The following is a 21412-nucleotide window of genomic DNA, read 5'->3' as shown; positions in this document are numbered from 1 at the left end:
TCATAATAAGGATCGATTAACTAACAGATTTATTTGCCATTCCACTCTGACTAGTTGATCCGCCCCAAAGTTTTTCATACTTATAGCCTGTTAAGCTTTCACATACTTTTCTCGTTTCAGGAGTCACATGCTCAGCCTTGCCGCCATTTTTCCTTCTCTCAATTTCAGCAAGTAAGATCTTATGGTTTTTAGGGCTGATCTTGAATCCTAATGTAGAGAGGATCCCTAGTAAAATTAACACGGCAGGCACGATCATGAACAGCTTTTGTAATCCATCTAATGTTGCAAGTGATTGCTCTGCATTTGGTACATATCCAATCCCTTTTAATGCTAGTCCTACAAGGAAGATCGCCAAAGCCTGTGAAGATTTTCGAATGAACGACATCAAGCCGGCATAAACCCCTTCTCTTCGCTTCGTGGTAATCATCTCATCAACATCTGAAACGAACGGGAGAACGTTCCAAGGAATCATAACAGCACCTGAATGTCCGCTGCCTAAGAAGAAGGCTGCAAGATAGATAATAAAGATCGAACTTTCTTGTGTTAATAAACTAAATAACACAATACCTGCGCCCCAAATGAACATACTGAGATTATATGTCAGCTTGTTTCCTAACTTAATCGCTACATAGGTCACTAAGGGAATAAACAATACTTGCGTAATTTGTACAAAGCTTAATGTATCTGCAAAAATACCTTCTCTAAGCATATAATATGCGACAAAATAGAAGAACAAAGCATTGAATACGTCCATGGCAACGTAAGAACCAAGATACATAGCCAGATATACATTAAACGACTTATTTTTGAATGCAGTCCCGAAATTAAGGAAAAGCTCTTTAAATTCTTGCAGGAAAGGTTTCTTAGCTTTCTTTTCAATCGTTCTATCACTTTCCCATGTCCCTTTGTAAACAAGGATCCATGGAAGGGCAAATAATAGACCAAAAACAATACCCATGACAAGATACCCTTGTCCACCTGGGAAAGCGTCTACAATTCTTTGAGGAAAGAAAGCACCTAAGAAAGAAGCACCTTGAGAGAATGCCATTCGGATTCCTGTCATTTTCGATCTTGTATTATAATCTGTTGTCATTTCAGCAGCTAACGTGTTGTAAGGAACCATAACCATTCCAAACGCTGTATTAAATAACAAATAAGCAAAAACAAAATATGCGTACTTAAATGCATGAGTTCCTTCAATCGGAATCCATAGCATACTAAAACTTACGGCTACCGGAATAATCCCTAATAAGAAAAAGATTCGTCTTCTTCCGCGCTTTGTTGTAAGATTATCTGAAATATAGCCAATTGTAGGATCCAGCAAAGCATCCCAAATCTTCCCTAATGCTACAATCGTTCCTGCTTCAACAGGTGATAGTCCGACGACATCTGTTAGGAAAACCATGAATAATGTTCCGATAATAAAGAAGGACCCGCCTCCAAATAAATCCCCAATTCCATAAGCAAACATGTTCTTTAAGCGAACTTTCCTTGATCCTTGAACGTTTTGCATAACAACTCTCCCCCTTACTTCATGTATGATTATATCCGTTCTATGAAATTCGATCTGCTTCTAACTATCCACAGGAGCTTTTCTATTTGTTTTATGATTCCTTTTAATCCTAGATGGCCTAAACTCATGATGCTTTTCAAAGGACTGTAACCTTACGAGAAAGTTAACATCCATATTAGGAACTTATTGGCTTAAGATCTCTTAATCAAGGAAGCGTTTTCATACATTTCACTACTATCTATTACTTTTAAGGTTACTTATTGCTGGCATGTAAAATTTGAATATTCTCTCCCCGAATTCCCGGAAAAGCGCCTCGGTTGATGAGAACTTCTCTTTCAGGGTGTGCAAGCAGCCATTTGTTTTTCATAAATAACAGCACATCTTCCTCTGACTTTCTTTCAACCGCTATCTCGAGAGGCTCATTCGTCCCTGCAGGTAAAATAACAACGGCTTTAAAGCCTTCTTCCTCTACTTTACAAGGTGCAAAGTGCAATGTTGTCGCATATAGCTCAACAGCTGCGCCTTTAGGAATGAAGAATGCGTCTACATTTTTAGCATTATATTGATTATTCTCTATATCTTCCACTCTTCCTAACAAAAGAACAAGATCTGTCATCGCAACATTGATTTCACTGCTTTTATGATATTCAAGCCCATTTAGCGTCTGGTTAGGGCCATTGCAATACCCGATTTGAATTGGCATTCCGCCATAAAAATTTGTTTCGATCTCTTCTTTTACTTTTGTCTGTTCCAGTTCAGTCACAGATGCGACATATTCATTAGCATCTATTGGGATCTTTGTTTGGTCCATATATGGCTTTAGCTCTTCAAAATCATAAGATTCAATCACCTTCCCATATTGCTTAAACAAAGAGTCCTCGACATGATAAATCGTAATATGGCGGTTTATATCTTTCAATACCTCAAATTTAGCCAAGTATCTGCACACCCTTTTTCTTCTACTTTAAAAATTGCCCCTCCCAGCTGATATTTATAAGAGGGGCATTTCATTCGTCCGGTCATGTTTATTTCATTACTGGTTCTTCTTTTGCTGTATTATCCCACGCATTGCGGAATACATTTAGACCATAATCTGTGAACGCATGATAAAAACTGTTTTTATAAACATCAAAGCCGCATGTTACGATATTTGCCCCTGCTTTGGCAGCATCTACAATTTGTTTGCCATTACGTAACGCAGCTACAATTATTTCTGTTTCAAAACCGTAAGTTTTATAGATATCGACAATGTCTTTAATATATTGTGTCGTATCATCACCGCTATTTTCCTTCCAACCAACGAATGGAGAAACAAATTTTGCTCCGATTCTTGCTGGCTGCAATGCTTGTGAAGGTGAGAATACAAGCGTAACATTCGTAGGAATTCCCTCTTTTTCAAACTCTTTCGCTGCAATTAAACCAGGCTCTGTGCAAGGAATTTTAATAACAAAGTTTGAAGATAGAGATGCAATTTTCTTTCCTTCTTCTACCATTTCTTTTGCATTGTCTAGGTGTGGATTGATTTCCGCCGAAATTGGAAAATTCTCTACTCCTCTGAACTCACTCGCCATTTCATCGAGTACTGTTAAAAATGGTTTCCCGCTATTCATTATGTGACGCGGATTTGTCGTAACCCCATCAATTGCCCAATTTTCATAAGCGTAGCGTATTTCCTCAATAATTGCACTGTCTAAAAAATATTTCATGTCTTTATCCTCCTATTTATCATTATGTTTATACATAACATAATAACATAGTGATCTTTTATTAAAAGTAGGTACCTTTAGTAATATAATATGAAAACGCTAATAAAATTTCAAGCTTTTTTTAAAAGAAAATATTAAAGGATTTAGGGATCTATCCTTCGTCTTGTATCCAAATACGATTATTATTGTTTTCAATATACGTCATTACCTTTTATAATAAATAGGCTAAAGACTCACACTTTTTTGAGAATCAGCTTATAAAATAACTCTATTTTACTTATTAATTGGGTAGTACATTAAAAGACCTAAATAAAAAAGCACACAATACTTTTAATAGTTATTGCATGCTTTTACAAGAAATTTGTTATTTTTTGATAGATTGAAATCTTTTCTTACTTTGGGGTTTTCCAATTCAGATCTGGCTGCATTTTTGGAATAAGTTGTTTCTCCCAAAGGGTTCCATTCCGGTCCTCCAAAATAAGTAGCTTCTTTAGTAAGATAGTCCCCTTTCCTTTAAGCACTAAAATAGCAATTTCTTTAATCAATCATGTTTCTAACATCACTATCTAGGTTTAATCGAAAGAGTCGTTCCCTTCTCCATTGTGATGTGAACATACATTTTTCCTAATGGTGATTCTTTTATTTTAACCCCTTCACCTGTCAATAAACAGTTTGTTGCAAACGCTGGAAGTTTCAACGTAAATTCTGAATCCCGATCAGCGGTCATTTTTCCACATAATGATTTCGTTAGTACATTCCATGAAACGGAAACCCTCCCGGTCATAAAGCGAAAATCCTTTAACTCACCCTTTTTCCACTTAGCAGGAAGAGCCGGCAACAATTTGATCAGTTTTGGGGAAACAAACAAAAGCATTTCTTGAATGGCATTAATAATGCCCATACTAGCATCTAATTGGACTGGTGCAGTCTCAATTTCCATACTTAGCCCCATATTTCTCCAATCATTGTGAACAGTGAAAAGGTTATGCAATAGACATGAACGTGAGAGAATATCCAAGCATTCCAACGCTTTATCACCGTCATTCATTCTCGCCCATATACTCGACATATGTGCCAGTGACCATCCGGTTTGCGCACCTAATATTCTCTTTGAAACAGCCATTCTAAATGCTTCAAACAGGTTCTGATCTTGTTCTTGGCTGATTTCTCTACCTGGAAACACGGGATAGATGTGTGAAAGATGACGATGGTTGTATCGATCATCAAAGGCAGTATGTAACCATTCCCGAACGGCACCATCTTTATTCATTTCATAAGGCGGAATATTTGCAAGCATTCCTTCCCATTTTTCAATTTCATCTAAATAGGATGAGGTCTCTTTTGCTCCCTCAATTAAGTGATTTAGCACTTCTTTCATAATGGCAAAATCCATTGTTGCATTAATAGCGGTTGGCATTGGATGAGCGAGTTGTTTTCCGTCCTTCGGCATAAAATTTTCTGGGGTATTCTCAGGTGAAACAGAAGGAAAAAATTGATAAAGACCATTCTCATCCAAGACGAGAAAATCTTCATAAAAGAGCGCAACTTCTTTTAAAAAGGGAAGGACTTTTTCGATCAATAGTTTTTTGTCTCCTGTATAAAGATAATAATCATAATAATGCTGTGCCAGCCATCCTGCTGCTCCAGTCCAATTCATAATAACAGGGACGATTTGATTTGGTACACCAATACCGGGAGTTGTACCTGCTGGTATATAAATTCCGCGGCAACCGTATAACTTTCCAGCATTTTCTCGAAAATCATCCATCATTTCCTCGTAATAGTTGAATAATGCTGGCACTAATTCAGATAGTCCCCCTACTGATGCATGCCAATACATCATTTGAATGTTCTCATTTGCCATCCGATGGCACCACATTAAATTGTAATCTCCACCCCAAAGCCCATACATCCCAAATGGTTGTCCCTCAACTCTTGTACCAGAGATAAAAAGATATCGTCCATAATTCCACAACTTTTCTATTAATGCTAGAGGAGCTTCCCCTTCATATGCATCCAGAAGAAGTTCTTCAATCGATTTTTCGGCTTCGGCATCAGTTAATTGTAAGGAAGCTGTGTGGAATAATTGTGCGTGTAAAGGAATATGCGAACTTAACAATTCTTGATAGTTACCTTTTATCTCTAATAATTCTGCTTGAAGTCGTGTCCATTCATTACGATGATCTCCTTTAATAAATACTTTCAATATCATTTGTATGGTTTTGGCCTCTTCACAACGGAGACGTCTTTTATCAACAATGATCTTTCCTCCCGTAGGAATCAAACGTATGACGGCTCCATAATCAGTATGATCATCATTTTTTGCAGAAAAAAAGATAAATTGATTTTCTGCTTTGAGCTGAATCGTACTTTCCAATTCTTTAACCCGCTGGTCCATGTTTTTATGGTCTGTCTTACGGATGCCAAGCTCAAACTCAGCTGTCAGTGATTTCCCCGTTGATATTATTTCATAGACAACAGCATCGTCTGCTCGTGAAACAAATAAATTTCGTTCAAATCGTTCATTTCCCTCTTCCCACCTTACCGATACCTCCCCTGTTTCCATATTGACATCTCTGCGATAATGTTTAAATCCATCCCTTTGCCGCATTCTAATGTTTAGCTCAACAAGCGGTAAAAATGATGCTAAGCGGGTGCTGTATCCTTCCTCTTTTAATGAATTTGTTAAATGCCAGCTAGCTTCACTGTATTTTTCTTTTTTCATGAGTTTTCTTGTCTCGCTGAGCGTGTAACTAACATCAGGAAGTGTGTCCTTTCTTCCCATATGCCATAATCCTTCATGATTGATAACGATCTTCTCAATGCTCACACCTCCTGTAACAGAGGCACCTACTTTTCCGTTTCCAGAGGGCAACCCCTCTCTCCACATATTCCTCCACCATCCTGCAGGATATTTCAGAGATATGCTATTCCTGTTAACATTCTTATCTATCAAGATATAATACCTCCAATTTATTCTTTGAAAAGAAATAGGCTGTCGCAAAGTATAACGATCAAATCCTTTGAGACAGCCTCATTTCTACCATTCTATTTATCAATCACTGCGCTACTGTCAATGTCTCCTCATTTTTGGCTTTTATCAATTTCTCCATCTCGATACTTGCCAATAAAAATGGAGCGACTCCCATTAGATCATCACTTACGATTTGCTCACTCATATAATAGTCATAAGAACCATCACGATACTTAGCACCGCCAAGACCAGCACCTTTACATATTTGATGAAGGTGTACACCTTGTTCATCTTCCGTGACAAAATGTTTAAGAATACCATTATATGAACGGAACACGATATCCGGTTCAATACCAGACAAATAACCTTGACGGATTCCCTTTGCCAAAGCATATGTCATCATACAGGAGCCAGATGATTCTAAATAATTTTTCTCTCTGCCGTTTTGGTCAAGCAGCTGATAAAAGAGGCCGCTTTCTTGATCTTGAACATTTTTAATGGCATGGGCCATTCTTTCAAAAATCCCCATGATTTGCCCTCGTTTTGGGTGATTCACTGGAAAGTGTTCGAGGGAATCTACAATAGCCATGGAATACCACCCCATTGCTCTTCCCCAGGCGTGGAATGACCTTCCCGTTTCTTTATCACACCATCGCTGTTCCCTGCTTTCATCCCATGCATGATGCAGAAGTCCAGTTACTGGATTACGCGTTTTCTCTTCGATTAATAAGATTTGCCGTGCCACCTCGTCAAATCCTTCTGACGCATGGAACGTTTTTGCATATTCCGCTAAAAATGGTGAAGACATATAAACACCATCAAGCCACATTTGAAAAGGATAGATTTTTTTATGCCAATACCCGCCTTCACTTGTACGCGGCTGTCCTTCAAGCTGTGTGACTAACTGCTGAATGGCTTTTTCATACTTTTCCTCTCTAGTACGATTCCAGAGCGAGAACAAATTTTTTCCTTTATTAATATGATCCAAATTATATTCCTCAATTGAATAGTCTTTTATTGTTCCATTTTCATTGATGAATAGATCCATGTGACTCTTAACGACTTGATGGTAGTTTTCTATGCCGCTCCATTCCGAAAGCCAATCAAATGCCTTTAATGTCATTCCCGCTACATATCCCCATTTATTAGCAATTTTCGGGTGGAATCCATTTTCACAGTGTGAAAGGATGGTTTCTGCTATTTTTATTGACCATTGATTTGATTGCATGTTTCTCTTGATCTCCTTCCCCTAATAACCCTTGTAATGCTAGCTAGTTAATTCTTTATAGTACGCTATGCAGCCCTTCCCATTTCACTTTCCAACGATCATCCTGCGGGAAACCTGGACAGCTGCGATCCGTACCATTCTTCCAGCCGCAAATCATCATAGCAACAGCTGTCAAAAGCCCTCCATTACCAGGCAAGTATGCTGTCAAGCCAGGCCTTTGATAATTATGACCGTTTGCTAAATACGTATTTTTGGTTGCTTCCATTAAGAGGAAATCTATAGCCAGCTCTCTTTCCCCTAATCTGGCTGCAGTCATTGCGCACATTGGAAAATCCCAGCCCCATGCAGATTCCCAGTCCCATACATCCTTTACTTTATACAATGTATTTCTCATAATTTCGGGATCAACTAATGTTCCGGGTAGGATTCCCAGTGCACCAAGCATAGAAGGGTGATCATGATTTTTCTCAGTAAATGTATTTAAACAATTCTCATGTGCCAGATAAACCCCCTCTTCATCACGCGGCTTCGCCAAAGAATTCGCTACCTTTGACCACAGCGGATTTTCAGGAATGTTTAAACGCTTAGCCCAGTCCATTGCAATTTCTAGTCCATATTTCCAGTATTCAAGCTCATATGGAGGGTTTATGCTTTCATATATATAGTGACACTCCTGAGCAGGTATTAGTGGGGGTCCAAGTACATAGGCTTCCTTTTTTTCATCCCAATGTGCATAAGACACCATAAAGTCCGCAGCTTCAAACACAATTGATTGAAAATGTTCGAGAAACCCTTCAGTTGGATGAACTTGATAGCACATTTCTGCAAGCGCCATTGGATGTGGTTGCTGCCAAATCAATCCCGGCGCTACCGGAGATGGACTCTGTTTCCCGTCAATCCCTACCATCTTTGGCCATCTGGCCCCGGCATAACCTTGTGATTCGGCTAGTTCCCTTGCTTGGGGCAAAATGTGCAAATACCATTCAAGACCTTTCTCCAAATATTCCCTTCGCCCCCATATCGGAAAATGCGCCCCATGCCACCAATGCATCTCCAAGTGGAATTTTCCAAACCAGCTATTGTACATATAACCCGTTTCTTGCGGCGGCAATGATCCTCCACTGTGAATAGCGGTTAAATATTGTGATAGAACCACTCTTCGTTCAAGCTCCATTGCACGAGGATCTGTGCATTCAGAAAAATCCACTGCCGCACCATTCTGCCAAAATGCTCTCCAATAAGAACGGCTCGATTCAAATACCTCTTGTGGCATAACACTAGAGGGTTCCTTTAGTGCATATGAAACGGTGAATTCTAGCGTATCTGAGTTTCCATCCCCAATTAACGTATATTCATGAACCCCAGTATGCTCCAATGAACCTTGATTCCAATTCCACCTGACGAAATATTGATCTTGATCCATCTTTCTCGTAAATAAGACAGATTTATCAGAAATCATTTGATCGTCTGTTTTGTGTCTTTCATTATGACTCCAGTCCGGTTGTACAGCTTTAGACCAACTATTATGTGTGATATCTGGCGCTGGAAAAAGGGAAAACACCTGAATACGTTTCTCTTTTAGCAGTGAAGAAGATACCTGTACAGCTATTGCATCATGCTCTGAATGACATGCTGTCTTTACTTGCACAGGAACTCCTTCTACAACAAATTTACTTTCAACAATCCCTGTCCATAAGTCTAACTTTTGATCAATTTCTGTAATTTCTGCGGGTTGTACAACCTGATTATTTTTTGTTATAAATCGAAAGGAAACTCTTCCAAGCTGCAATCTGTGGGGATTTTGACGTAACCAGTGGTATGCTTCCTCTTTCCCTTCAGGTTTCATTGGATACTTCACATGACGGCCATACGTATCATAACTTTGATAGACGATATCTTTTTCTGAATATAGATTTGGTCTGCCTGTATAATGCCATCCCCAATTTGATTGCGTTCCTAAAGGGGTTTCGTACACTTCAGGGAAAGTCTGTAATCCTGTAAAGTCACAGCTAAAACCAAATTCTCTGTTTCCAATTGATAAGGGTGAAAGTGACTCGATCTTTTGAATAATCGGATTGTGACGTTGTACAATTTGCCTTCTATTTAACAACTTTTCATCCTCCTCTTTTTTTTGAATTCGTCGTTAACGAAATTAACGAGAACTTTACATAACTTCTTTCCTGGCCTTCAATACTTCCCTATACTTACCTGGCGTAATATTATTGCATTTTCGAAATGCCCGAATAAAGCTGTTTTCATGCTGGTACCCAACCTTTATGGCAATATCAGAAATTTTTTCATTCGTATTTACCAATAAATCTGCAGCCCGCTTCATTCTCATATTTGTAAAATAACCGTAAATGGTTTCATTTTTTTCTTTCTTAAAAATGGCACTTGCTAAACTTACACTAATGCCAATGGAGTCAACTATTTCAGTAATGCCAATTGGCTCATCCATATGCTTCTCCATATAATTAATCATTTTTTCTATTAAAATGGATTCTTTGCTTGTTCCGATTGTCTGAACCTCTTCGATCAAGACATTTGCCTGGGAATGGAGGAAATCTGAGATATCATCAAGGTACATCGTGTGGAGCTGATAAAAGAAATCCCTTTCCTTACTTTTCACTTTATCCTCATCATGACTCAATCGAAGAAATCGGTCACCTACCCGTTTAAATAGTGATAACGCTTTCTTATGACTCATTCCACTTCTTCTGATTTCTCCAATTAGATGGTCAATCAGGTGGCTGAACCGCAAACAATCCCCTGTTTCAATCGCTTCTGACAACTGATCTAAGACATGATCAGTTATAGGTATTTTTCGAGAATTCTGTTCGGTGAATTCTTCAAACTTCAAAATACTCCCATAACCGAAATATAGTCTGTTTCCGAGAGCTGCATCTGCCTCAAAAATAGCCTCTACCAATCTTCCAAAATCAGATTTTTCCCTACTGATTCCGATTGAAATACTGAAATCTAGTAATCTCGAAACAGTTATAAGTACTTCCTTTAATATCGTTTCTAACAGGATTTCTTCTTCACCTGGACGAAGAACGATGATAAGCTTATCTTTTCCCAGGTCAATACATTCACTGTGTGAATATGACTCTGTTAATTCTGTTATGATATTTGCTAAGGCAAATTTTAAAAGTGAATGATCAGAAGCTGGGTATCGATAGGACCATTCATAAAAATTATCAATAGAAATAATCGCTGCTTTTAATGGCTGATTAGTCGATTCCTGAAAATATCCATTGCATTTCTCACGAATCTCTTTTGTATTTGTAATATTTTTATGATACATATCACTAAAGAACTTTGCTGATGCCTCTGCTTTTGCCTTACGTATCATTTGTGACAATTGAGCATGATCATTTAGTAATTCTCCTGCTAGAGCTTCTAAATGCAGTAAATCATGGTGGTCCATGTCCCGGTTTCCAATATTGAACAGCTTTTTCATACGGCGGATAGGTCTAAAGGCAATGTTATTGATGTAAAAAATGGCAACTCCGCCTAATAATAGTGCAAGGATCGAAACGGAAAGTACGACATGGCCGACTTTTTTGGATTTGGCTAGTAAACTATCTTGAGGGACAAGAGAAACATATTTCCAACCAGTTAACCGAGACGTGTTCTGGCTTACGAGCAGTTGTCTGCCTTGATAAGTAATATCGCCCAGATGCGCCTCATTTAATTCAGATACGGCACTCACAATGGTTTTTGGATCTATTTTTTCACTTGAAGAAGCAGGAGTAGAATAAACCATTTCATCTTTTTGATCGATAATAAAACGGGCACTGCTTAAATTGGCCATATTCGGCGAGTTAAATGGTTCGAACAAATCTTGATAGCCAAGATTTACCGCTACGATTCCTCTGAATTCGCCTTGAATCATGATCTTCCTAAATAAAGTTATTTCTGAGCGATTGTATTTTTCTCCGACCTGAACATTTCTTTTTTTTACAATCACCTTTTTATCCCCGAATTCGTCTGCTACTCCCAACCAATTTGCATCGCTAAAGGTTGATTTTCGTGAGCTGTATCCATAAGGCATTGAAACAAAACTATCATGTTTCATATCATATATGTAAATACTGTTAATGGTGGAAGAACTATTAATAAGAGTTGATAATAACTGGTAAATCTCAGTAATTACATCATATGAATTCTGTATATCGCTATTTAAGAATTTATAAACATTTGTATTTAATGCAACCTTGATCGCGATGTTATCGCTTTCACGAATGTGATTATCAATAATATCCATGCTCACTTGCAGCATTTGCTGCTGCGGTTCATTTAACTCTTCCTGCAGCACAGACTTAGATGTTTGATAGGATGTTATACTCACGATAAGAATGATAAAGAAAACGGCAATCGTTAAAAATAAAATCATCCTTGTCTCAGTTTTATGAAATGAATATTTAAGCCATTTTTGGAAAGATTGGAGCATTCTTTTCAACCTCCTTTTTTGGCATTATACTACATATTCATTTACGCAGAGGAGATTCTTTAGAATCATAACCTTTCAAAAGCTCACTCTTGATATCTTAGGGATTTCACCGTTTAGACCCTAAAATACTATTACATCCCTCTTTAGCAATATGAATCACGATTTAACAACCCCAAATTCTCAGCTTTCCTGAAAATGTAATGGTATTGGCCTTAAACAAACATCCCTAAAGCTATCCCGTTTACACCACAACTCTGCCTATCTGTTCTTCATCTATTTCCATCCTTTCAGAAAGTGCCTTGGCTTGATGATCTTTCTATTAAGAGGGAGTTGCCCAAAAGTAACCTTTGAGCAACACCCGCCGCAAAACATATAAATTCGTTGTTATTTGTTTACTTTTTCATACCATTCTTGTACTTTCTCAGTAACTTGTTCGCCACCTGCTTTATACCATTTATCCACAAATTCATCGAACTTTTCGATCGGCCATTCACCAATAACGATTTTTGTTAAATATTCTTGGAATAATTTATGTGATTGAATATCTGGATATCCTTCGTAAACAGTAGAAGGTAACCCATCTCCAGCAATTCTTCGGGCATCCGCAGTACTCACCTCAAAGATATCTTTCACCATCTGTTGTTGATTGTCATCCATTGTTTGTTCAATCCGAATATCCATGTCCTCTTCCGTTATTAAATTCTTCATACCTAATGCGATCGGTGTTTCATCATTTTGAGGAAGCAATATCTTTTTCCCATTTTCCAGCTTATGCTGTGCACCCTCGATTCCGAAGGTTGTAAATTCGTCATTTGCAGGATCATAGAAAAAGTCTAATAGTTTTAAAGCAGCTGCAGCCTTCTCCTCAGATGCTGCTGGAATCATCCATTCTGGTTCTCCCATGCTTTTTTGTGTGATATATCCGTCAAATCCTTCTGCTTTTGGAAGCGGCATTCCAGCAACATATGCATCCGGTGCTCCTGCAAGCATTGCATTATGGCGCTCGCTTAATTTAGATGGTAAGTGGTACCAGCTTCCTACTAAATTGTTATTGATCTTTGCTGTCCAAACCTCACCTTTATTTAAAAATGTTTCATTGTCTAGTAGTTTTTCTTCGTATAAATCACGAATGAATGAAATAGCTGCTTTCATATTTTTACTCACACCAGCATATTGAATTTTCCCTTCATAAAGATCCCATTCAGGCACACCTTCCCACATCGCGACACCATAAATGGCAAATAAGTGATCCATCCATTCTCCAAATTCCCTTCCTGTTGTCGGAATTTCGTCTTGTTTGCCATTTCCATTCGGATCCTTATCACGGAAGGCTCTTAATAGCTCTTTATACTCCTCCACTGTTTTAGGCATCTCCATACCTACAGCTTCAACCCAATCCTGTCGAATTAAGGCTGCTCGTTCTGTAACAAGATTGACTTTTGGTACATAATAGATTTTCCCATCTGGAGTAGCAGAACGTACAACATCCCATGCTTCCTTAGGTATTCTATCCCATACATGTGGTGCATACTTCGGAAGCAGGTCATCCAAAGGTAATGCCGCACCTTGGCTGATTAAAGTTTGTTCAAAACCACCAATCGGGCGGAAAATATCCGGATAATCTTCTGAAGCGAACATCAAATTTAACGCTTCAACTGGGTCAGACCCAGCCGCAGTTGACATTAATTCATATTGAACACCTGTAGCTTCCTGTACTTTTTGAACATGCGGATCTTCAGGACCAGGCAGAGTCCCTTTACCCAAATGACTTTTAAATACTTTGACTTTTGTTACTTCATCTGATCCATTGTCTTTAGAAGTACTGGACGTACTTTCGACTTCCTTATTATTGGCACAACCAGCAAGAGTGCCAATAATAAGCATCAAGGCTGTTAATACAACTAATATAGACTTTCTGTTCCTTTTAACCATTCAACATCCCCCTTTGTTTATTTTCATCATTTATACAATCAAACCGATATTCGGTTTAATTTATTATTCTTTGAGTGAACCAAGGACAGCACCTTTGACAAAATATTTTTGTAAATATGGATACACCAATACAATTGGTATGGTAGCAAAGATGATTGTAGCCGCTTTCAATGTAATCGTATTGAAATCAAAGTCACCCGTAACTAAATTAACATCAGCTAGAGCTTCTGGAGATTCAAAATATCCTCTAAGCCTCAACTGTAATGGCCACAAGGTTTGATTACGTAAAAATAGGACAGCCGATTGGAACGTATTCCAGTAGCCAACCGCATAAAACAAGCCGATTGTTGCAAGAACGGGCTTTGATAAAGGCAAATAGATCTGAAATAATAACCGAAAATCATTACATCCATCTATTTTTGCAGCATCATCAAGATCACTCGGTATTCCCATAAAAAAGGTCCTAACGATAATCATATTAAAGGTGCTTAATAATCCCGGAATAATGAGCGCCCATAATGAATCCATCAACCCTAACTCTCTAACTGTTAAAAAGTATGGAATCATTGGTGCATTAAAAATCATCGTAATGACAATTGCAAGCATCATCGGTTTTTTTAAAAGGAAATCTTTTCTCGACAATGGAAATGCAGTCAAAACGGTTATTAGCAGACTCAAAACTGTGCCGACAACTGTTATATATATCGTCACTCCAAATGATCTCCAAAGCACTTCATTCTGAAGAATATGTTTCCATGTGCCTAACGTAAATTCCACCGGAAAGAGGAAAACCTTTTTAGATTCAGCAGCAATCGGAGAACTGAACGATACAGCTAACAATTGCAGCAAAGGCAGAATCATCGTTGCAGCAATAACGCTAAGAAACGTATAGTTAAATATGCTAAAGCATTTTTCTCCCAATGATTTCTTCATTACCATAACCCCTGTCCTGATTTTCTTGCGAGCCTATTAAATATCCAAAGTAAGATAAATCCTACAACTGATTGGAACAATCCAATTGCTGTTGTTACACTGAATTGCCCTTGGAGCACCCCTGCTCGATAAACATATGTTTCAATGATGTCACCAACGGAATATGTCATTGGAGTTAATAGGTTAAAGATTTGATCAAACCCAAGCTCTAAGAAATTTCCAATATTCAATAAAAATAACGTTAAAATAGTAGGGTACAATAATGGGAGTGTAATATATCTAATTTGTTTCCATCGATTTGCGCCATCCATGACAGCTGCTTCATATAAATTTGGGTTAATACCTGTTATGGCAGCTAAATAGATAATGGTGCCCCATCCAACACCTTTCCATATCCCTGATATCACGACAATTGAACGAAAATAACCCTCTTCCTGCATAAACAAAATTGGCTCTGCACCAAATAACTCACGAACTGCATTAATAACCCCCTCTGCTGCCAACAATTCAAAAACGATTCCTCCAACAACTACCCAAGATAAAAAATGAGGCAGATAAAACAAGCTTTGTACAGTTCTTTTAAAAACCATTAATCGAATTTCATTAAATAACAATGCTAAAATAATTGGTGCCGGGAAACCGAAAATAAGCTGATAGAAAGCAATCATAAGGGTGTTCCTAAGAACCTGATAAAAATCTTGGTAAGTGAAGATAAATTTGAAATTCTCCAACCCAACCCAAGGGCTGCCTAGAATCCCTTTAAAAATTTGATAATCTTGAAACGCAATAACGCTTCCAAGCAATGGGATGAACTTAAAGATGATGTAAAATAAAATTCCTGGAATGATCATGACATAAAGCATCCAGTTTTTTTTTATATTTTCTACATACAACCTGATAAGACTTTTCTTCTTAATCAGAACATCGGCATGAACTGCCATGTTTTCACTATGCGGCTTGACCGGTGAATGATCCATCTCTCTACCTCCCCTTCGTTTTTTGAATATTCGCAAATTGATTATAACGATCTTGGTCACGCTTATACAATCAACCATTTTTCCACGAAATGCACAAATAGTAGATAATGGACAAGTGGCGTAAATAAACGAAGATCTAAAAAGATACGTAAGGTAAATTTAGTATTAATTTATTGTAAGCGTTTTCTAACCAAGATATAAGCTTTTATACAAATGGTTTGTTTCATGTAAGATCTGTTTGTTCATTTCATGCGATATGTGAGAACCTTTCTTCATGTAGATTATGTAAAGGTAACAAAAAATAGGGTGCTATCGATATCGGTTAACGAATTATTTTTAAACAAGAAAAAATAGATTAGTATGCTTGCGGAATATACTGGATAATGGGGATTGGACAATAACACAGAGATAGTTCCAAATAGAATGCCCTTCATGGCAGGATGAAGGACATTTTTTTAGACATTCCATTACTGAATGTCTTTCTTGATAGGGATGGAAGGAACTCTACTATTGCTTTTCCAAACAGAATGTCCTTCATCAATATTTTGACGAAGGACAGAAGCTGTTTTATCTACAATGGGCTGCAATCATTATTTCCTGTTAAATAATACAGCATACAGCAATCCATTAAATCTTTAAATGGAAAATATCTTTAACCAAATTGTACGCATTTTTTCCTACGAAATGAATTCCTTACTAATTTCAGCTTTCAAGCTTTTTAATGAATAATTTCGCATAATAGGAAAGAGTCAGTTTTGCTTCAGCCGATATATGAGGTTCCATGGTCTTTTGATTAAGCTGTTCAACATATTTCTTCATAAATGTAACGGCTTTTTCCTTCGATCCCTTTTCTGCATGATCCTCGGCTTGCTTAAGCGTATTTGTTAATTGGGATACGAGTGGACCAGTTAAATCAGCTGTTTTCGAAAATTGATTCATATAGTTCTCTAAAACCGTTATAAACCCGGGTTTAACTTTTACAGTGTTGGATCTTTCTGATTCCCCGCTTGCATTTTGAGCTTTAATGTAATAGGTATACTCTACTCCAGGTATAGCTGTTCTGTCGTAGTACGTATTTACTTTAGCATATCCAACGTACTCTACTTTCCCATTTGCTTCTCTGTAGATATTTACTTGGTTTTCTCCGCCGTTGGATGTCCAAATGAGGCCGACAAATGATTCGCCAACAAGGCCGACCGTCAGATCAGAAGGTGTGTTAGGGACAGGCATTGATATCGTAAGTTCATCTGATGCTTTAGTTTCACCCATTTCATTTACTGCGGTTATTCGATAAGTGTAGCCAGTATTACTTACACTAATGCTATCGTCTAGATAGGTCGCTAAAGTTGTACTGCCAACTTTTGAAAAAGCGCTGTCTCCACTCGCTTTTCTGTAAATATTATAACTTTCTGCTCCATCCACTGAAGTCCATTTCATTTCGAATGCTGAGGTTGTAACTTTACCTGAAGCCAGTCCTGTTGGAACCTTTGGTAATGCTACAGGAGGCTTAGTCGTTGTTTTGACACTATTAGTTTTTTCTGATTCACCGCCAATTGCTATAGTCGATACTTTATAGTAATACGTTGTTGAAGGAAGTACGGTATCATCAACATATTCTGCAGTTGATGTGCTACCTATTTTCTTGTAGCTGCCATCTTCTTCCGTTGCTCTGAAAAGATAATAACTAATCGCATTCTCGACTGGAGCCCAATCCAGCTTAACTGATAGACTCTTTGTTACAGGTACACTTAATCCTGCTGGTGGAGAAGGGACTGGTTGTGTTGAATCAAAGGTAAACACTTCCACAGCATCAGATAAAGGTGATTCACCACCGGCATTAAGTGCAGATACCTTATACTGATAGGTGATACCTTGCTCTACTGCAGCATCCACATATTCTGGGGTTTTAGTGCTAGCCACCGTTCTAAACACAGGATCCTTTGCTGAAGAACGGTAAATGAGATAAGCATCTGCCGCACTTACCGATGTCCAATTCAATGAAATTGCAGCATCCTCGTTTAATTCACCTTTCAATCCAGACGGGCTGACTGCTATTGGAGCTTCACCTGTATTGGTGGGTTTGATGATAATAAAATAGTTCATTTTTGACGTATTATTATTCGCTCCCATAGCGACATAGGACCCGGCAGAATAATGCTTTTTGTATAGAGTGTACTCAACTGGCTGATCATCTTGTACCCGCTTTCCTGTATCCTCATAGAAGTTTAGCAACCATTCCGGCTTATCGGTTATCCTTGAATCATGAGCGACATAAACATCTGCATCTGCAGTCAAATAGAAGGAAACTAAATCCTCACTTGTAGCACTCCTCGAACCTACCGCAGTTCTGATCCATTCCATACCCTTCAATTCATCTGGTATTGACTGGAATCGATAAACTTTGCTCCCAGTCATTCTATCTCCGGCAACCATGTCTCCAATTTGAAGATTTTTTTGAACAGACCAATTTGCCTCATTCACATTTCCGTTACTGCTATTATCGTTGATTCTTACATTCCTCATGATATCTCCGTTCATACTTTCAACCGGTTCCGGAGTTGGTTCCGGCTCTGGTTCGACAGGCGGCTCGAACGGTATTCCTGACCATTCAGGAGGTGTTGTAGGATAATTGGCCGGGAAACCAGGTGCGGCTAATTCATTTAAATATTCCTCAAGATTTGTATAACCATTCCCATTGCGATCTTCATTCCTGTCCTCTGGATCAGTAGGATTAAGGCCTTTTTCTTGTTCCCAATCATCAGGCATTCCATCTCGGTCTGTATCTACCGGGGATGTTCCGCTTTCTAACAATGGGAATCCTCCGACATCATTTTCATTACCAATAATGACTCCCGTTTGATTTTTCACGCTATTAATGACACGTTTGTCGACTGCATCCCGCACTAATGAAGCACCGGCATGATCCAGAACATGATTATATGCTGTTTCAGGATCTTGGGTATGTACTGGCGGATATTCAAACCGTTCCGGCATGACTACACTAGGCCTTTCAGCTTCGATTATTCCTGTTCCTGTATCAGTTCCATCAAGAATACCGTTTTTATTGCTATCAATAAAGTTTTCATCAATATACACACTATAATTCTCATTGCCTCGTACAATGGCATACTCCGGATCAGCAGAGTTTTTCCCTGCAATAAAGTAATTTCCTACAACATTTCCATACCCTTTTGTACCCGATTCACCACCGGCTACATACGGGAATCCGCCCCAGTTATAGACGATATTGTTAACAAAGTCGATCTGTCCTTTTGTTTTAGGATTTCTGTCATTGTTGTGAGCATAAAGATTATGATGCATGCTGATTGTATTCATCTCAATCAAACCGCCCATTGAGTGAGTTAGAAGACCTTCAGATATAATGGACCATTGTACTGTAATATTTTTTGATTTTGGATTTTCATAATCTTTACTTTTGATCGATAATACCTCATCTGTTCCCCATGAAAAAGTCGAATGGTCGATGATAACATTCTGACAATCTTCAAAATACATCGTATCATCATTAAAACTTTGCACACCTAATCGGAAGCGGACATACCTAATAATAATGTCGCTGCAATCTATAAAACGAATATTGTTGCCTCGAATTGTTACTCCGTCTCCTGATGCAGTTTGACCAGCTATTGTAATATTTGATTTATCTCTTAGCACAATCTGTGGTATGGTTATTTCTCCAGAAATATCAAATACAATGGTACGAGGCGTTTCTCCAGCTGTTGTCAGCGCATCATGGAAAGTCCCTGGACCCTTAAGCTCATAGCTTGTCACATGATATACCTCTCCTCCTCGTCCCCCAACTGCAGCATACCCGAAGCCTTCTGCTCCGGGAAATGCAGGAAGCAACGCAGTATCAGCTTTTACTGAAGGAACAATCATTGGGAAGAGTGAAAAACACAAAATAACAGATAAAAACACGGCTAAAAACCTCTTCATCTTATACCTCCCATACCTATTTTCATGTTTTCTGAGTGGTATTCTGAGGCTGCGTTGTCGTATCTTTATAAAGATGAAGGAGGAAAATTGTTAGATCAATGCTTTGATGATAAAGTAACTAAGTAGATGGATGGTCATCCTTTAGCTCACCGAAATAACGCAGCCTTACCAACTCATTTCACCGAAACCAAACTAAATAGAAACTTAAACTCGTTACTATTACTTTCGTTGAACCAATCACCTCCTAATTAACTAAGATAGGTGAAGTACGTAAGACCGTGTTGTTTGTGACAGCGCTTTCTTTTTTTACTGGCTTATACCCCCTTTTTTTTAATTTCTTCATTATTATAGCTATCGATTTCAAACGAGAACAATCAACCATTTTTCCATTGCATATACAAATTATAGAGTGAACAGTATATGTTGAATTGGTTGATCAGCAGGAAGAATTGTTTGTATGATATCGACCGTAAAAAGAACGTTTATGATCTATCTAAACAAAAAAACTAACCCATCAGCTGCACCTTTCGTCAAACGACGAGATGTTGCCAAATGTGTTAGCATTTAATGAGGCTCTCCAACTATCCCAATCACATCTTCTATTTTAACCAAGCCAAAGTGACGGCTGTCACGGCTTTGAAGACGATTATCTCCTATGACAAAAATATACCCTTTTGGAATGTTTGTTTTATCGATAATTTCCTCTAATGTAAAGTTACCAGTCTGCTTTGTTACTTGATTTTCTTTCACCGCAGGCAAAAATGGTTCCTCAACTGCCTTGCTATTTACATAAAGCTGATCATCTTTATAATAAATTTCATCACCAGGTAATCCTATTACTCGTTTCACATAAATTTGTTCATGATCAGGCAGTTGAAAAACAACAATATCAAATCTTTCAAGCGAATCAAAATATAAGCCCAATTTATTAATGGAAAGCAGCATTCCTTCCTCGTACGTCGGTTGCATTGAAACACCCTCAACCTTGTATTCCACAAAAATAAGATTCTTTAAGAAGATAGCCATTAAACATATACCTACTGTTGTGAAAGCTATTCCCCGCTTTTTCATGATACCCCCCTACATCATTTTACGGTCCCTTTTTTTTACAGTGATGGACATATTTAAATGTCTTTCAACTCTCTTTCCAATAAACCATAATAAAAAGATAACAACCGCCACCATAATGGATCTTTCTGGCTTTGTGATGAGTGCATGTAAATCTTGACCAATAAAACTTACCATCAGTATCATGACAAACTTTCCAGTTAAGACCGCTAATGTGAATTGCCAAAAGTTTACTCGTGAGAGTCCTGCCACAACATTAATTGCTGCGGACGGAGTAAATGGAAAACATAAAATGAGAAATAACGGACCAAAACCTCTCCGTTCAATCCATGTTAACAACTTTTTAATCGCTTTTTTCTCCCGTAACCTCTTAAAAACTCTCCATTCTCCAAGTCTTCTCATGATAATAAAAACGATAATAGCACCTGAACAAGCTCCAATCCAAGATAAAAAAAATCCAAGCCAAAGCCCAAAGGAATTAACATTTGCCACAATGAATGCTACAAGGGGCAGGAATGGGAAAAATGCTTCGAGCAATGGTAACAATATTCCAAAAAACGGACCGAACGAGCGATACGTTTCAAATAACTCCATCAATTGTTTTAATGAAAAGTATTCCTGCAATGTCTCCGGGTTCATTATATTCTCCTCAAAAGTCCTTTGGTATC

The 21412-nt window shown here is 38.1% G+C and carries 13 protein-coding genes; all 13 read right to left on the bottom strand.

Annotated features, from left to right (window positions below; translation table 11 throughout):
• Positions 1-16: 16 nt before the first annotated feature.
• Entirely contained in the window at positions 17-1513 is a 1497-nt protein-coding gene (locus WQ54_RS02750; RefSeq protein WP_046511788.1) for an MFS transporter, read from the bottom strand.
• A gap of 253 nt (positions 1514-1766) precedes the next feature.
• The gene (locus WQ54_RS02745) at positions 1767-2450 is read right to left on the bottom strand and encodes a DUF4867 family protein (RefSeq protein ID WP_046511785.1); all 684 of its coding nucleotides are present in this window, start codon (positions 2448-2450) and stop codon (positions 1767-1769) included.
• 88 nt (positions 2451-2538) lie between these two features.
• The gene (locus WQ54_RS02740) at positions 2539-3219 is read right to left on the bottom strand and encodes a transaldolase family protein (protein ID WP_046511783.1); all 681 of its coding nucleotides are present in this window, start codon (positions 3217-3219) and stop codon (positions 2539-2541) included.
• Positions 3220-3781: 562 nt separating this feature from the next.
• On the bottom strand, positions 3782-6175 hold the full coding sequence (locus WQ54_RS02735; RefSeq protein ID WP_231597436.1) for a glycoside hydrolase N-terminal domain-containing protein: 2394 nt from the start codon (positions 6173-6175) through the stop codon (positions 3782-3784).
• Positions 6176-6278: 103 nt separating this feature from the next.
• Positions 6279-7421 (bottom strand): glycoside hydrolase family 105 protein, encoded by a 1143-nt coding sequence (locus WQ54_RS02730; protein ID WP_046511780.1) that lies wholly within the window; start codon positions 7419-7421, stop codon positions 6279-6281.
• 55 nt (positions 7422-7476) lie between these two features.
• Entirely contained in the window at positions 7477-9531 is a 2055-nt protein-coding gene (locus tag WQ54_RS02725; RefSeq protein ID WP_046511778.1) for a glycoside hydrolase family 65, read from the bottom strand.
• Between the two features lie 54 nt (positions 9532-9585).
• On the bottom strand, positions 9586-11877 hold the full coding sequence (locus tag WQ54_RS02720) for a helix-turn-helix domain-containing protein (RefSeq protein ID WP_046511775.1): 2292 nt from the start codon (positions 11875-11877) through the stop codon (positions 9586-9588).
• Positions 11878-12261: 384 nt separating this feature from the next.
• A complete protein-coding gene (locus WQ54_RS02715; RefSeq protein WP_046511772.1) occupies positions 12262-13809 on the bottom strand; it encodes an extracellular solute-binding protein in 1548 nt (515 codons plus the stop codon).
• A gap of 63 nt (positions 13810-13872) precedes the next feature.
• The gene (locus WQ54_RS02710; RefSeq protein ID WP_046511769.1) at positions 13873-14742 is read right to left on the bottom strand and encodes a carbohydrate ABC transporter permease; all 870 of its coding nucleotides are present in this window, start codon (positions 14740-14742) and stop codon (positions 13873-13875) included.
• The gene (locus WQ54_RS02705; protein ID WP_046512191.1) at positions 14742-15683 is read right to left on the bottom strand and encodes a sugar ABC transporter permease; all 942 of its coding nucleotides are present in this window, start codon (positions 15681-15683) and stop codon (positions 14742-14744) included. Before WQ54_RS02705 ends, WQ54_RS02710 begins: the two co-directional genes overlap by 1 nt.
• 738 nt (positions 15684-16421) lie before the next feature.
• Entirely contained in the window at positions 16422-19676 is a 3255-nt protein-coding gene (locus WQ54_RS02700) for a pectinesterase (protein WP_052737632.1), read from the bottom strand.
• A 564-nt stretch (positions 19677-20240) separates the two neighbouring features.
• Entirely contained in the window at positions 20241-20747 is a 507-nt protein-coding gene (gene lepB / locus WQ54_RS02695; RefSeq protein ID WP_046511768.1) for a signal peptidase I, read from the bottom strand.
• 9 nt (positions 20748-20756) lie between these two features.
• On the bottom strand, positions 20757-21383 hold the full coding sequence (locus tag WQ54_RS02690; RefSeq protein WP_046511765.1) for a TVP38/TMEM64 family protein: 627 nt from the start codon (positions 21381-21383) through the stop codon (positions 20757-20759).
• Positions 21384-21412 lie beyond the last annotated feature (29 nt).

The organism is Bacillus sp. SA1-12, from assembly GCF_000981385.1.
In the GTDB taxonomy this organism is placed as follows: domain Bacteria; phylum Bacillota; class Bacilli; order Bacillales; family Bacillaceae; genus Metabacillus.
Note: the sequence above shows the minus strand (reverse complement) of the source record. Positions and strands in the feature narration are given on the sequence as shown.